The organism is Streptomyces sp. NPDC055013 (assembly GCF_053608645.1).
Map to the genome: position 1 here is coordinate 81,221 of NZ_JBSGVW010000014.1, position 12,683 is coordinate 93,903.

General features: G+C 70.7%; 11 protein-coding genes and 1 pseudogene. 8 read left to right on the plus strand and 4 right to left on the minus strand.

The window, feature by feature from the left end:
• Window positions 1–12: 12 nt before the first annotated feature.
• Window positions 13–528, plus strand: coding sequence for a GNAT family N-acetyltransferase (locus tag ACWGDB_RS19815; RefSeq protein WP_453823577.1), 516 nt, complete (start codon window positions 13–15; stop codon window positions 526–528).
• Between the two features lie 29 nt (window positions 529–557).
• Here ACWGDB_RS19815 and tesB read toward each other — a convergent pair whose 3' ends face one another.
• From tesB to ACWGDB_RS19830, 3 genes are all read right to left on the minus strand, one after another.
• Window positions 558–1,424: an acyl-CoA thioesterase II gene (gene tesB / locus ACWGDB_RS19820; RefSeq protein ID WP_383609136.1), complete on the minus strand. Its 867-nt coding sequence runs from the start codon at window positions 1,422–1,424 to the stop codon at window positions 558–560.
• A 35-nt stretch (window positions 1,425–1,459) separates the two neighbouring features.
• Window positions 1,460–2,617 (minus strand): acyl-CoA dehydrogenase family protein, encoded by a 1,158-nt coding sequence (locus tag ACWGDB_RS19825; RefSeq protein ID WP_427844910.1) that lies wholly within the window; start codon window positions 2,615–2,617, stop codon window positions 1,460–1,462.
• Window positions 2,618–2,729: 112 nt separating this feature from the next.
• Window positions 2,730–3,410: a DedA family protein gene (locus ACWGDB_RS19830; RefSeq protein ID WP_383609130.1), complete on the minus strand. Its 681-nt coding sequence runs from the start codon at window positions 3,408–3,410 to the stop codon at window positions 2,730–2,732.
• Window positions 3,411–3,732: 322 nt separating this feature from the next.
• Here ACWGDB_RS19830 and ACWGDB_RS19835 point away from each other — a divergent pair.
• Window positions 3,733–4,036 (plus strand): annotated as a pseudogene (locus tag ACWGDB_RS19835) (response regulator transcription factor); the annotation flags it as partial.
• 25 nt (window positions 4,037–4,061) lie between these two features.
• Here ACWGDB_RS19835 and ACWGDB_RS19840 read toward each other — a convergent pair.
• Window positions 4,062–4,658 carry an SACE_7040 family transcriptional regulator gene (locus tag ACWGDB_RS19840; RefSeq protein WP_451171109.1) on the minus strand — a complete coding sequence of 199 codons (597 nt, stop codon included), beginning with the start codon at window positions 4,656–4,658 and terminating at the stop codon, window positions 4,062–4,064.
• Window positions 4,659–4,755: 97 nt separating this feature from the next.
• Between ACWGDB_RS19840 and ACWGDB_RS19845 the strand changes: the two genes are divergently transcribed.
• The 6 genes from ACWGDB_RS19845 to ACWGDB_RS19870 all read left to right on the plus strand — a co-directional run bounded on the left by ACWGDB_RS19845 (window position 4,756) and on the right by ACWGDB_RS19870 (window position 12,531).
• Window positions 4,756–6,372, plus strand: a complete 1,617-nt coding sequence (locus ACWGDB_RS19845; protein ID WP_453823578.1) for a carboxyl transferase domain-containing protein — start codon at window positions 4,756–4,758, stop codon at window positions 6,370–6,372.
• Between the two features lie 26 nt (window positions 6,373–6,398).
• On the plus strand, window positions 6,399–8,351 hold the full coding sequence (locus ACWGDB_RS19850; RefSeq protein WP_453823660.1) for an acetyl-CoA carboxylase biotin carboxylase subunit: 1,953 nt from the start codon (window positions 6,399–6,401) through the stop codon (window positions 8,349–8,351).
• Entirely contained in the window at window positions 8,348–9,280 is a 933-nt protein-coding gene (locus ACWGDB_RS19855; protein WP_453823579.1) for a hydroxymethylglutaryl-CoA lyase, read from the plus strand. Before ACWGDB_RS19850 ends, ACWGDB_RS19855 begins: the two co-directional genes overlap by 4 nt.
• 6 nt (window positions 9,281–9,286) lie before the next feature.
• Entirely contained in the window at window positions 9,287–10,447 is a 1,161-nt protein-coding gene (locus ACWGDB_RS19860) for an acyl-CoA dehydrogenase family protein (protein WP_363037690.1), read from the plus strand.
• A gap of 198 nt (window positions 10,448–10,645) precedes the next feature.
• Window positions 10,646–11,689, plus strand: coding sequence for an ABC transporter substrate-binding protein (locus ACWGDB_RS19865; protein WP_453823580.1), 1,044 nt, complete (start codon window positions 10,646–10,648; stop codon window positions 11,687–11,689).
• Window positions 11,690–11,697: 8 nt separating this feature from the next.
• On the plus strand, window positions 11,698–12,531 hold the full coding sequence (locus ACWGDB_RS19870; RefSeq protein WP_453823581.1) for a siderophore-interacting protein: 834 nt from the start codon (window positions 11,698–11,700) through the stop codon (window positions 12,529–12,531).
• Window positions 12,532–12,683 lie beyond the last annotated feature (152 nt).

A 12,683-nucleotide genomic window follows, 5' to 3' on the forward strand; every position in this document is an offset into this window, starting at 1 on the left:
GCAGGGGGCCCTGTGCTGTTGCGCAACGTCACACCGGACGAGGTCGACGTCGACGCCTACGTCCGTATGCGCTGCGATCCCGTCATGATGGCGGACCTCGGCGGACCGCTTCCGCGTGAGGGCATGCGGGACAAGGTCCGGCGGGACGCCCGGGAGGCGGCGGCGGACCTCGCCTGGATCAGGATGATCGTGCCGGCGCCGGACGCGCCCGACGTGGTCGCGGGGAACGTGACCCTCTGGTCGCACGACACGGACGACGGGCCCGTCTCCGAGATCGGCTGGATGGTCCTGCCGGAGTTCCAGGGCCGGGGGCTGGGAAAGCGCGCCGCCCGGGCTCTGCTCGAACAGGCCCGGGACGAGGACCGCTGGGGTGTCGTGCACGCCTTCCCGGCCACGGGAAACGGAGCCTCGAACGGCATCTGCCGCGCGCTCGGCTTCCGATTGCTCGGCGAACGCGAGGTGACGTTCGCCGACCGGATCCTGCGAAGCAACCACTGGACCGTCGACCCTCGCGTCGGTCTGGCCTGACGTCAGCTGCCGGGCAGGGCGCGGGCGGGTCACCGCGGGATGCGGACCACACCCTCCTGGATCACCGACACCGCCAACTGCCCGTCCTGGGTGTAGATGCGGGCCTGCCCGAGGCCGCGTCCCCCGTGCGCCGACGGTGACTCCTGGTCGTACAGCAGCCACTCGTCCGCGCGGAAGGGGCGGTGGAACCACATCGCGTGGTCCAGCGAGGCGCCGACGACATCGCCGACCGCCCAGCCGCCGCGCCCGTGCGCGAGCAGCACGGAGTCGAGGAGGGTCATGTCGGAGACGTAGGTGGCGAGTACGACGTGCAGGAGCGGGTCGTCGGCCAGCTTGCCGTTGGTGCGGAACCACACCTGGGAGTGCGGTTCGCGGGGCTCGCCGAACCTGCCGTACGGCGGCTCGTCGACATAGCGCAGGTCGACCGCCTCGCGTGCCTCCAGGAACTTCTCCACGACCGCCGGATCGAGGTGGCCGTAGTCCCGCAGCCGCTCCTCGGAGGTGGGCAGGGTCGCCGGGTCGGGCGCGGGGGGCATGGGGGCCTGGTGGTCCATCCCCTCCTCGTGCAGCTGGAAGGAGGCCGACAGGGCGAAGATCGGCTTGCCGTGCTGCACCGCGACCACCCGGCGGGTGGTGAAGGAACGCCCGTCGCGCATGCGGTCGACGTTGTAGACGATGGGCGCGCCCGGGTCCCCGGCGCGCAGGAAGTACGCGTGGAGCGAGTGCGCGTGGCGGTCCTCGGGGACCGTACGCCCGGCGGCGACCAGCGCCTGGGCCGCGACCTGTCCCCCGAACACGCGCGGGACGACGGCGGACCGGGACTGGCCGCGGAATATGTCCTCCTCGATCTGCTCCAGGTCGAGCAGATCGAGGAGTCCCTGTAGTGCCTGGTTCATGGCACCTTTTCTACTGGCAGGTAATTGCGCGGACCTTACAGGCCCATGTCCTTCGCGATGATCGACTTCATGATCTCGCTGGTGCCACCGTAGATCCGGTTGACGCGGTTGTCCGCGTACAGGCGGGCGATCGGGTACTCGTTCATGAAGCCGTAGCCGCCGTGCAGCTGGAGGCAGCGGTCGATCACGCGGTGCGCGACCTCGGTGCAGAAGAGCTTCGCGGAGGCGGCCTCGGCGGGCGTCAGCTCGCCGGCGTCCAGGGCCTCCAGCGTGCGGTCGGCGACGGCCTCGGCGGCGTCGACCTCGGCCTGGCAGGCGGCCAGCTCGAACTTGGTGTTCTGGAAGGACGCGACGGTCTTGCCGAAGACGGTGCGCTCCTGCACGTACTGCTTGGCGAACCGCACGGCCGCCTTGGCCTGCGCGTAGGCGCCGAAGGCGATGCCCCAGCGCTCGGAGGCGAGGTTGTGGCCGAGGTAGTAGAAGCCCTTGTTCTCCTCGCCGAGCAGGTCCTCGACGGGGACCTTCACGTCGACGAACGCCAGCTCGGCGGTGTCGGAGGTCTTCAGGCCGAGCTTGTCGAGCTTGCGGCCGACGGAGTAGCCCTCGGACTTGGTGTCGACGGCGAACAGGGAGATGCCGTGGCGGCGGTCCTCGGCGCTGGGCGCGTCGGTGCGGGCGCAGACGATCACGCGGTCGGCGTGCACGCCGCCGGTGATGAAGGTCTTGGCGCCGTTGAGGACGTAGTGCGTGCCGTCCTCGCTCAGCTTGGCGGTGGTCTTCATGCCCGCGAGGTCGGAGCCGGTGCCCGGCTCGGTCATCGCCAGCGCCCACATCTCCTCACCGGAGACGAACTTCGGCAGGAACCGCTTCTTCTGCTCGTCGCTGGCGAGCATCTTGATGTAGGGCAGGCCCAGCAGCACGTGCACGCCGGAGCCGCCGAACTGGACGCCCGCGCGGGACGTCTCCTCGTACATCACGGCCTCGAACTTGTACGAGTCGATGCCGGCGCCGCCGTACTCCTCGTCGACGCGGATGCCGAAGACGCCGAGCTCGGCGAGCTTGTAGTAGAAGTCGCGGGGCGCCTGGCCCGCCGCGAACCACTCGTCGTAGACCGGGACGACCTCGGCCTCGATGAAGGCGCGGATGGTCTCCCGGAACGCCTCGTGATCCTCGTTGAACACCGTACGGCGCACCGCCGCCACCTCCACACGTCCATGTCTAAGCGCTTGCTCACTCAACCGTACCGGCGGGTATCCACAGGCGTCCAGGGGTCAAGGTCCGTAACGCTCGTCACTCCGGGACCACCTAGCGACGCCTGTCGGAACCGGACCCGACCGGACGCCGCCGCTGCCCGCGTCCGGCCCGCAGCAGCCGTACGCCCACGAACGCCAGGGCCGCCACGACCACGATCACCAGGATCGCCTTGGAGTAGAGGCCGACCAGGTCGGTGACCTCGTGCCAGCGGGCGCCGAGGGCGTAGCCGGCGGCGATGAAGGCGGTGTTCCAGATGAGGCTGCCGGCCGTGGTGAGGGCGAGGAACACGGGGAGCCGCATGCGTTCGACTCCGGCCGGTATCGAGATCAGGCTGCGGAAGATGGGCACGAAGCGGCCGAAGAACACGGCCTTGGTGCCGTGCCGGAGGAACCAGGCCTCGGTCCGTTCCACGTCGGCGGCCTTCACCAGCGGCAGCCGCGCCGCCACGGCGATCAGCCGGTCCCGGCCCAGGAGCGCGCCCAGCAGGTAGAGGGCCAGCGCACCCACCACCGAACCGGCCGTCGTCCAGGCAACGGCCCCGACGACGTCCATCCGGCCCTGGCTCGCCGTGAACCCCGCCAGCGGCAGGATCACCTCGCTCGGCAGCGGCGGGAAGAGGTTCTCCAGGGCGATGGCCAGCCCGGCGCCGGGGCCGCCGAGCTTCTCCATCAGGTCGGCGGCCCAGCCGGCGACTCCACCGACGGGCGCTTCGGACGCAGCAGCAATGATCATGCGGGCCACTTTACGAAGTCTTGACCTAAAGGCGGTATGAGGAGGGCCTCATATCGGACTGTGGGAACCCGCACAGGAAGAGTGCGGTTTTCCGCAGGGCGCCGCCCCGGCCGCCTTGGCTAGCCTGACCCGTCGTGATCGGATTCACCGAGCGCTGGCTCCGCCTCGCCGCCGGGCTGCTGCTGGGCGGGCTGACGGCGGTGGCCGGGCTCGTCTGTGTCCTGGGCGCCGGGTGCGCAGGCCGACGACCCGGCGCCCTGCCTCCGCCTCGGCGGGCGCGCCGCCCCTCGCCGCCCTGGAGCGACGCCGCCTCGCGCTCTTCCACGCCGCCGAGCTGGACAGCGAGGGCGTCGGGTACCTGCTCAAGGAGGTGGTCCGGCGGCTCCTCGCCCGCAGCGCCCGCACCGACCCGCTGCACGGGCTCACACCCCGGGAGGGAGCGCGACGTCCTGGCGCTGATGGCGCAGGGCTGCACCAACGCGGCCATCGCGCAGCAGCTCTACGTCTCACAGAGCGCGGTCGAGAAGCACACCAACGCGATCTTCGACAAGTTCGGCCTGACCGGCACGACCGGATACAGCCGCCGCGTCCTCGCCGTACTGCGTCACCTGAGCGCCCCGACATAGGGCTGGCGCCGACCAGCCGTACGGCTCACTCCACCCCGGCCGCCCCGAACGCCCCCCGTGCCATCCGGTGCAGCAGCACCGCCGTGACTCCCCGCCCCGGCAGCGACCCCGGCCGCCCCAGGTGCGGCGTCGAGTTCAGCAGCCCGAACACCGAGTGCACGGCCGACCGGGCCGTCGGCTCCGTGAGGTCCGGGTACACCTTGCGCACCACCTCCACCCACAGCTCGACGTACTGCCGCTGGAGCTGCCGTACGAGCTTGCGGTCGCTGTCGCGCAGGCGGTCCAGCTCGCGGTCGTGCAGGGTGATGAGGGGACGGTCGTCGAGGGCGAAGTCGATGTGGCCCTCGATGAGTGAGTCGAGCACCGCCTCCGGCGGCACGCCGTCGGCCTCCGCGAGGCGCCGCTTCGCGCCGGTCAGCAGCTGACCGCTGATGCCGACCAGCAGCTCGGCGAGCATCGCGTCCTTGCCGGCGAAGTGCCGGTAGAGACCGGGGCCGCTGATGCCCACGGCGGCGCCTATCTCGTCGACACCGACGCCGTGGAATCCACGCTCGGCGAAGAGCCGCGCGGCCTCCTTGAGGATCTGTTCGCGGCGGGTCGGGGCGTCGGTTCTGGTGGCCATGGAAGCAATTCTAGACAGGGAGGTTAGCGGTCGTTAACCTGAAGGAAATGCGTTAACGCTCATTAACTGGTCGACCACTGGGTGAGGGGACCGCACGATGCACGAGGCACCGGAGCTTGCGAGCGCGGCAGATCCCGCGTCGGAGGCCTGGCAAGCCAACGAGGAGGCCCACCGGGCACTCGTGGAGGAGCTGCGCGGCAAGCTCGCCGCCGCCCGGCTGGGAGGCGGTGAGAAGGCGCGCGCCCGGCACACCGCGCGCGGGAAGCTGTTGCCGCGCGACCGCGTCGACGCCCTCCTCGACCCCGGCTCGCCCTTCCTGGAGCTCGCTCCGCTCGCGGCCGACGGCATGTACGACGGACAGGCCCCGGCCGCCGGCGTCATCGCCGGGATCGGGCGGGTCAGCGGGCGCGAGTGCGTGATCGTCGCCAACGACGCCACGGTCAAGGGCGGGACGTACTACCCGATGACCGTGAAGAAGCACCTGCGCGCGCAGGAGGTGGCCCTGGAGAACCGCCTGCCGTGTCTCTACCTCGTCGACTCCGGCGGCGCCTTCCTCCCCATGCAGGACGAGGTCTTCCCGGACCGGGAGCACTTCGGGCGGATCTTCTACAACCAGGCCCGCATGTCGGGCGCCGGCATCCCGCAGATCGCCGCCGTGCTGGGCTCGTGCACCGCGGGCGGCGCCTACGTACCCGCCATGAGCGACGAGGCCGTCATCGTCCGCAACCAGGGCACGATCTTCCTCGGCGGCCCCCCGCTGGTGAAGGCCGCCACCGGTGAGGTCGTCACGGCGGAGGAGCTGGGCGGCGGTGAGGTCCACTCCCGGGTGTCCGGCGTGACCGACCACCTCGCCGAGGACGACCCGCACGCGCTGCGGATCGTGCGGAACATCGTCGCGACGCTCCCCGCGCGCGGCAACCTCCCCTGGGAGGTCACGCCGGCCGCGGAACCGAAGGTCGACCCCTACGGCCTGTACGGCGCGGTCCCCGTCGACTCCCGCACCCCCTACGACGTACGCGAGGTCATCGCGCGCGTGGTCGACGGCTCCCGTTTCTCGGAGTTCAAATCCGAGTTCGGCCAGACCCTCGTCACCGGCTTCGCCCGTATCCACGGCCACCCGGTCGGCATCGTCGCCAACAACGGCATCCTGTTCTCAGAGTCCGCCCAGAAGGGCGCCCACTTCATCGAGCTGTGCGACCAGCGCGGCATCCCGCTGGTGTTCCTGCAGAACATCTCCGGCTTCATGGTCGGCAAGGACTACGAGGCCGGCGGCATCGCCAAGCACGGCGCCAAAATGGTCACGGCGGTGGCCTGCACCCGCGTGCCGAAGCTGACGGTCGTGGTCGGCGGGTCGTACGGCGCCGGGAACTACTCGATGTGCGGCCGCGCCTACTCCCCCCGCTTCCTGTGGATGTGGCCGGGCGCCAAGATCTCCGTCATGGGCGGCGAACAGGCCTCTTCCGTCCTCGCGACCGTCAAGCGGGACCAGTTGGAGGCACGCGGCGAGGACTGGCCGGCCGCGGACGAGGACGCGTTCAAGGCCCCGATCCGGGATCAGTACGAGCGCCAGGGCAACGCCTACTACGCGACGGCCCGCCTCTGGGACGACGGCGTGATCGACCCGCTGGAGACCCGTCAGGTGCTGGGCCTCGCCCTGACCGCCTGTGCCAACGCGCCCCTGGGTGACCCCCAGTTCGGCGTCTTCCGGATGTGAGGGGGACTGTGCAGATGACGCAGACCATGTTCGACACGGTCCTCGTGGCCAACCGGGGCGAGATCGCCGTCCGCGTGATCCGTACGCTCCGCTCGCTGGGCGTGCGCTCGGTGGCCGTCTTCTCCGACGCGGACGCCGACGCCCGCCATGTCCGGGAGGCCGACACCGCGGTGCGGATCGGTCCGGCGCCGGCGGCCGAGAGCTATCTGTCGGTGGAGTGCCTGCTGGAGGCGGCGGCCCGAACCGGCGCCCAGGCCGTCCACCCGGGATACGGCTTCCTCGCGGAGAACGCCGGCTTCGCGCGCGCCTGCGCCGACGCCGGGCTGGTCTTCATCGGACCGTCCGCCGACGCCATCTCGCTGATGGGCGACAAGATCCGGGCCAAGGAGACGGTGAAGGCGGCCGGCGTCCCGGTCGTCCCGGGCTCCAGCGGCAGCGGGCTCACGGACGCCCAACTCGCCGACGCCGCCCGCGAGATCGGCATGCCCGTGCTGCTCAAGCCGTCGGCCGGCGGTGGCGGCAAGGGCATGCGGCTGGTGCGGGACGCGGCCGTGCTGGGCGACGAGATCGCCGCCGCCCGCCGTGAGGCCCGCGCCTCCTTCGGCGACGACACGCTCCTCGTCGAGCGGTGGATCGACCGGCCCCGGCACATCGAGATCCAGGTCCTGGCCGACGGCCACGGGAACGTGGTCCACCTCGGGGAGCGCGAGTGCTCCCTCCAGCGCCGGCACCAGAAGATCATCGAGGAGGCGCCCAGTGTGCTGCTCGACGAGACGATCCGGGCGGCGATGGGCGAGGCCGCCGTACAGGCGGCGCGCTCGTGCGGGTACCGGGGCGCGGGCACGGTGGAGTTCATCGTGCCGGGCGGCGACCCCTCCTCGTACTACTTCATGGAGATGAACACCCGCCTCCAGGTCGAGCACCCGGTCACCGAACTCATCACCGGCCTGGACCTGGTGGAGTGGCAGCTTCGGGTGGCGGCGGGCGAGCCGCTGGCCTTCGCACAGGAGGACGTACGGCTCACCGGGCACGCGGTCGAGGCCCGGATCTGCGCCGAGGACCCCGCACGCGGGTTCCTCCCCTCGGGCGGCACGGTCCTCAAGCTGCGCGAGCCCCAGGGCGACGGCGTCCGCACGGACTCCGGGCTCAGCGAGGGCACCGAGGTAGGCAGCCTGTACGACCCGATGCTGTCCAAGGTGATCGCGTACGGCCCCGACCGCGCCACGGCGCTGCGCAAGCTCCGGGCGGCTCTCGCGGAGACGGTCACGCTGGGCGTGCAGACGAACGCCGGGTTCCTGCGGCGGCTGCTCGCGCATCCGGCGGTCGTCGCGGGCGAGTTGGACACCGGGCTCGTCGAGCGCGTGGTGGACGACCTGGTCGGCACGGACGTACCGGACGAGGTCTACGAGGCGGCGGCGGCCGTACGACTGGAGGCGCTGCGGCCCGCGGGCGGCGGCTGGACGGACCCGTTCTCGGTGCCGAGCGGCTGGCGGCTCGGTGGGACCCCGAAGCCCGTCGGCTTCCCGCTGCGGGTGCAGGACCCGGTGGAGTACGCCCCGCGCGGCTCCGCCACCGTCGAGGGCGGCCGCGTGTCGGTGACCCTGGACGGCGTCCGGCACACCTTCGACCTCGCCGCCCTGCCAGACGGGACTTGGCTGGGCCGGGACGGCGACGCCTGGCACGTGCGGGACCACGACCCGGTCGCCGCGTCCCTGTCCGGAGCCGCGCACGCCGGCGCCGACTCCCTCACCGCGCCGATGCCGGGGACGGTCACCGTCGTGAAGGTGGCCGTCGGGGACGAAGTGGCCGCCGGGCAGAGCCTGCTGGTCGTCGAGGCGATGAAGATGGAGCACGTCATCTCCGCCCCGCACGCCGGCACGGTCGCCGAACTGGACGTCACCCCCGGCACCACGGTCGCCATGGACCAGGTCCTGGCGGTCATCTCCCCGGTGAGCGACCCCGCGCAGGAGGAGCGATGACACTGCCCATGGTCGTGCCGGCGCCGGGGCTGCCCGCCCGCGTCCGCATCCACGAGGTCGGAGCACGCGACGGCCTGCAGAACGAGAAGTCGACCGTGCCGACCGAGGTCAAGGCGGAGTTCGTGCGCCGCCTCGCCGAGGCGGGGCTGACGACGATCGAGGCCACCAGCTTCGTCCACCCCAAGTGGGTGCCCCAACTGGCCGACGCGGAGCAGCTGTTCCCGCTCGTCAGCGACCTCCCGGTGGCGCTCCCCGTCCTGGTCCCCAACAACCGCGGCCTGGACCGCGCCCTGGCCCTCGGCGCCCGCCGGGTCGCCGTCTTCGCCAGCGCCACGGAGTCCTTCGCCAAGGCCAACCTCAACCGGACGCTCGACGAGTCGCTGGCGGTGTTCGAGCCGGTCGTGGCCCGCGCCAAGGCCGAGAGCGTCCATGTCCGCGGCTATGTCTCCATGTGCTTCGGCGACCCCTGGGAGGGCACGGTCCCGATCCACCAGGTGGTCCGCGTGTGCAGGGCGCTGCGGGACATGGGCTGCGACGAACTCAGCCTGGGCGACACGATCGGCGTCGCCACGCCCGGTCATGTGCTGGAACTCCTCTCCATGCTCAACGAGGAGGGCGTCCCCACGAATGTGATCGGCGTCCACTTCCACGACACCTACGGCCAGGCACTGGCCAACACCTACGCCGCCCTCGAACACGGCGTCACCACCGTCGACGCCTCCGCCGGCGGCCTCGGCGGCTGCCCCTACGCCAAGTCCGCCACCGGCAACCTCGCCACCGAAGACCTGGTGTGGATGCTGCGGGGCCTCGGCATCGACACCGGAGTCGACCTCGACCGCCTAGTCGCCACGAGCGCGTGGATGGCCGAGCAACTGGGCCGACCCAGCCCTTCCCGCACCGTACGAGCCCTGTCCCACAAGGAGCAGTGAACAGCCATGGACCACCGTCTCTCCCCCGAACTGGAGGAACTCCGCCGCACGGTGGAGGCGTTCGCCCACGATGTCGTGGCGCCCAAGATCGGCGACTTCTACGAGCGCCATGAGTTCCCGTACGAGATCGTGCGGGAGATGGGCCGCATGGGCCTGTTCGGCCTGCCGTTCCCCGAGGAGTACGGCGGTATGGGCGGCGACTATCTGGCGCTGGGCATCGCGCTGGAGGAGCTGGCCCGCGTGGACTCCTCGGTGGCCATCACGCTCGAAGCGGGCGTCTCTCTCGGCGCGATGCCGATCCACCTGTTCGGCACCGACGCCCAGAAGCGGGAGTGGCTCCCCCGCCTGTGCTCCGGCGAGATGCTCGGCGCCTTCGGCCTGACCGAGCCCGACGGCGGCTCGGACGCGGGCGCGACGCGCACCACGGCCCGCCTGGACGAGTCGACGAACGAGTGGGTGATCAACGGCACCAAGTGCTTCATCACCAACTCCGGTACGGACGTCACCGGCCTGGTCACGGTCACGGCGGTGACGGGCCGCAAGCCGGACGGCAAGCCGCTCATCTCGTCCATCATCGTCCCGTCCGGCACCCCGGGCTTCACGGTCGCGGCGCCGTACTCCAAGGTCGGCTGGAACGCCTCCGACACCCGTGAGCTGTCCTTCGCGGACGTCCGCGTCCCGGCGGCCAACCTCCTCGGCGAGGAGGGCCGCGGGTACGCCCAGTTCCTGCGCATCCTGGACGAGGGCCGCATCGCCATCGCGGCACTGGCGACGGGCCTGGCGCAGGGCTGTGTGGACGAGTCGGTGAAGTACGCGAAGGAACGTCACGCCTTCGGCCGCCCCATCGGCGCCAACCAGGCCATCCAGTTCAAGATCGCCGACATGGAGATGAAGGCCCATACGGCCCGCCTCGCCTGGCGCGACGCGGCCTCCCGCCTGGTGTCCGGGGAGCCCTTCAAGAAGGAGGCGGCGCTCGCGAAGCTCTACTCGTCCACGATCGCGGTCGACAACGCCCGCGACGCGACGCAGGTCCACGGCGGCTACGGCTTCATGAACGAGTACCCGGTGGCCCGGATGTGGCGGGACTCCAAGATCCTGGAGATCGGGGAGGGCACGAGCGAGGTGCAGCGGATGCTGATCGCGCGGGAGCTGGGGCTCGTGGGCTGAGTCCGCCGACCGCTTGAGCGAGGCCCAACGACCCTTGAATGCAAGGGCGTTGGGCCTTGTCGGTCGCATGAAGCCGCTTCACAGGGTGCACACAACTTCGATCACAAGGACCCCACCCCTGGACACGAGCTCAGGTTAGGCTAACCTACCTTCGAATTGTCCGGCCGGTGATCCGCCCTGTTCGAAAGCAGCGTACCCATGTCCAACGCAAGAGCCACCCACCTCACCCGTCGCGGCATCCTCGCCGCGGGCGGCGCCCTCGGCCTCGGGGCCGTGCTCGCGGCCTGCGGGGACGACGACGCGAAAAACGGTGGCTCGGACGAGGCCACGAACGCTGCCAAGTCCGGCCCCTGGACGTTCAAGGACGACCGCGGCACCACCGTGAAGCTCGACAAGGTCCCCACGAAGATCGCGGCCTTCGTCGGCGTCGCGGCCGCCCTCCACGACTACGGCATCGAGGTCAAGGGCGTCTTCGGCCCCACCAAGACGCAGGACGGCAAGGCCGACGTCCAGGCCGGCGACATGGACGTCAGCAAGCTGACGGTCTTCGGCAACGTCTGGGACCAGTTCAACGTCGAGGAGTACGCGGCGTTCGCCCCCGAGGTCCTCATCTCCACGACCTTCGACAGCGCGGGCACCCTCTGGTACGTCCCGGAGGCCTCCAAGGACAAGATCGCCAAGCTCGCCCCGAGCGCCGCGATCTCCGTCTTCGACCGCCAGATCACCCAGCCGCTGCAGAAGATGTGGGAGCTGGCGGAGTCCCTCGGCGCGGACCTGAAGGCCGACAAGATCGCCCAGTCCAAGAAGGACTTCGAGGCCGCCGCGGAGCGTCTGCGCAAGGCCGCCAAGGCCCGCCCCGAGATCAAGGTGATGGCCGGTTCCGCGAGCCAGGACATCTTCTACGTCTCCGGCACCAACCTCTCCATCGACCTCGAGTACTTCAAGGCCCTCGGCGTGAAGTTCGTCGAGCCGCCGGAGAGCGCCAAGGACGAGGGCGGCTGGTTCGAGAGCCTCAGCTGGGAGAACGTCGACAAGTACCCGGCCGACATCATCATGATGGACGACCGCTCCTCGACGATCCAGCCGGCCGACATCACCGAGGCCACCTGGAAGAAGCTGCCCGCGGTGAAGGCCGGTCAGGTCATCGCCCGCTCCCCCGAGCCGATCCTGTCCTACGACAAGTGCACGCCGCTTCTCACGAGCCTCGCGGAGGCCATCGAGAAGGCCAAGAAGGTCAGCTAGGAGTCACTGTGACGACCGCCGTAGCCGCCCCGTTCCGTTTCTTCTCCCTCCAGGTCGTACGGACGAGGCGGCTCGGTCCGTCTCTGGTGCGGGTCACCTTCGCCGGGACCGATCTGCACGCCTTCCACTCCGACGGGTGCGACCAGAGCCTTTCGCTGTTCCTGCCGCACCCGGGCCAGAGCGAGCCGCAGGTCCCCCTGGAGCTCGGTGACGGCTGGTGGCAGGGCTGGCGTGAACTCCCGGACGACGTACGGGCCGTGATGCGGTCGTACACGCTGCGCGCCCTGCGCCGGAACCCCGACGAGATCGACATCGACTTCGTCCTGCACACCCCGGCCGGGCCCGCCTCCGGGTGGGCCTCCCTCGCCACCGCCGGTGACCGCGTCCTGCTGCTCGGTCCCGCCATCGCCGACAACCGCGCGATCCGGTTCCGGCCGCCGCAGGACACCGACCTGGTCGTCATCTGGGGCGACGACACCGCCGTGCCCGCCGTCTCCGCCATCCTCGAGACCCTGCCCGCCGGCACCCGCGCCCGGGTGTGGCTGGAGGTGCACGACGCCGGGGACATCCAGGACCTGATGACCGAGGCCGACGCCGAGATCACCTGGCTGGTCCAGGAGGGCACGCGCCCCGAGGGGTCCCCCATGGCCCTCGACACCATCCGCGCCGCCCAACTCCCCGCCGCCGCACACCCGTACGTCTGGATCGCGGGCGAGTCCGGCTGCGTGAAGACGCTGCGCCGCCACTTCGTCGGCGAGCGCGGGGTGGACCGGCGCCGGGTGACCTTCGTGGGGTACTGGAGGCAGGGGCTGAGCGAGGAGCAACTGCGCGAGCAGGGATAACCGCCCCCGAAAGCAAGGCAATCGGGCGGCTTCCACTGCGTAAGTGATCGCAGTCACCCTTGACGCTGCCATGATTCAAAGGAACTTAGGTTAGGCTAACCTAAGTTGCACCCCCCACCTCGTACGCCACTGCAACCCCCGCACTTCACGGC

What these genes read in the sequence shown, in the direction of transcription:
- ACWGDB_RS19840 (WP_451171109.1), bottom strand. Translation starts at nt 4,658, where the DNA reads ATGGCCACCAGAACCGACGCCCCGACCCGCCGCGAACAGATCCTCAAG.
- ACWGDB_RS19860 (WP_363037690.1), top strand. Translation starts at nt 9,287, where the DNA reads ATGGACCACCGTCTCTCCCCCGAACTGGAGGAACTCCGCCGCACGGTG.
- ACWGDB_RS19855 (WP_453823579.1), top strand. Translation starts at nt 8,348, where the DNA reads ATGACACTGCCCATGGTCGTGCCGGCGCCGGGGCTGCCCGCCCGCGTC.
- ACWGDB_RS19865 (WP_453823580.1), top strand. Translation starts at nt 10,646, where the DNA reads ATGTCCAACGCAAGAGCCACCCACCTCACCCGTCGCGGCATCCTCGCC.
- ACWGDB_RS19850 (WP_453823660.1), top strand. Translation starts at nt 6,399, where the DNA reads ATGTTCGACACGGTCCTCGTGGCCAACCGGGGCGAGATCGCCGTCCGC.
- tesB (WP_383609136.1), bottom strand. Translation starts at nt 1,424, where the DNA reads ATGAACCAGGCACTACAGGGACTCCTCGATCTGCTCGACCTGGAGCAG.
- ACWGDB_RS19845 (WP_453823578.1), top strand. Translation starts at nt 4,756, where the DNA reads ATGCACGAGGCACCGGAGCTTGCGAGCGCGGCAGATCCCGCGTCGGAG.
- ACWGDB_RS19830 (WP_383609130.1), bottom strand. Translation starts at nt 3,410, where the DNA reads ATGATCATTGCTGCTGCGTCCGAAGCGCCCGTCGGTGGAGTCGCCGGC.